General features: G+C 69.1%; 1 protein-coding gene. It reads right to left on the bottom strand.

Annotation, left to right across the window (positions count from 1 at the left end; genetic code table 11):
- Positions 1-1,264: condensation domain-containing protein (locus ACL03I_RS39315; RefSeq protein ID WP_412808642.1), on the bottom strand; the 1,264-nt coding region annotated here is incomplete at its 3' end.
- Positions 1,265-1,298: the final 34 nt, after the last annotated feature.

Here is a 1,298-nt window from a genome sequence, read left to right as displayed (position 1 = left end):
AAGCAACGGCGATCCGTTCCGGATTCGCTTCGACGGCACGTCGATATCCGTCGAGCAGCAATTCGGAGCGGACGGGGTAACGGGTGTCGTTCCACTCGTGCAGGATTCGATCGCGCTCGACCACGCTGAGCAGGTCGATGCCGCCCAGTGCGCGATCGGGGTCGGCCGCGACCGCGCGCAGCAACCGGTTCAGGCGCGCCGCGAATTCGGCGACCGAACCCTCATCGAAAAGGTCGGTGGCATAGGTGAACATGGCGGCCAGGCCCGCGTCCGGACCTTCCTGCGGCGTCACCGTCAGCTGCAGATCGAATTTGGCCACCGCGCCGTCGAGTTCGACCGCGCCGACCGACAGGCCGGGCAGCTCGAGCTCCGCTCGGTCCATGTTCTGGAAGAACAGCGCCACCTGGAACAGCGGATGATGCGCCTGCGAGCGGACCGGGTCCAGCACCTCGACCAGCCGCTCGAACGGCAACTCGGCATGCGAGAAGGCGGCGAGGTCACGTTCCTTGGTCACCGCCAGCAGTTCGGCGAACGAGGCCGCCGGATCCACCGCGGTCCGCAGCACCAGCGTGTTGACGAACATGCCGACCAGATCGTCGAGTTCGGCCTCGCCGCGGCCCGCGACCGGCGTGCCGATGGTGATGTCGGCGGAGCCGGACAATCGGGCGAGCAACGCCGCGAAAGCGGTGTGCACGACCATGAACAACGAGGCGCCGTTCGCGTGCGCGAGTTCGTCGAGGCGGGCCCGGGTGGGTGCGTCGACGGTGAAGGTGAAGACGCCTCCGCTTCCGGATGCCGCGGCGGGACGCGGCCGATCCGTGGGGAGATCGATCCGGTCCGGAATGTCCGCGAGAGTCTCACGCCAGAAGGCGATCTGCGTCGCGGCCACGGAACGGGGGTCGTTCTCCTCGCCCAGCACGGCGCGCTGCCACAGCGTGTAGTCCGCGTACTGCACCGGCAGCGGTTCCCAGCCGGGTGCGGTGCCCGCGCTGCGCGCGACGTAGGCGGTCATCAAGTCGCGCACCAGCGGCGCTATCGAGGTGCCATCGGCCGCGATGTGATGCACGACGACGGCGAGGACGTAGTCGTCGGGACCGGTCCGCGCGAGCGAAAGCCGCAACGGCACCTCGGCCGCGACATCGAAACCGGTGGCGGCGAACGTACGCAGCCAGTCCGGGAGTTCCCCGGCGGGCAGGTCGTGCGGCGTCAGGTCCGGCGTCGCCTCCGCGGCGGGCAGCACCACCTGATACCCGGTACCGTCCACCGCCGGATACACCGTCCGCAACGTCTCATGACGG

This window comes from Nocardia sichangensis, assembly GCF_047200615.1.
GTDB lineage: Bacteria > Actinomycetota > Actinomycetes > Mycobacteriales > Mycobacteriaceae > Nocardia > Nocardia sichangensis.
The sequence above is the reverse complement of the archived record's forward strand: the minus strand, read 5'-3'. Positions and strand labels throughout refer to the sequence as shown.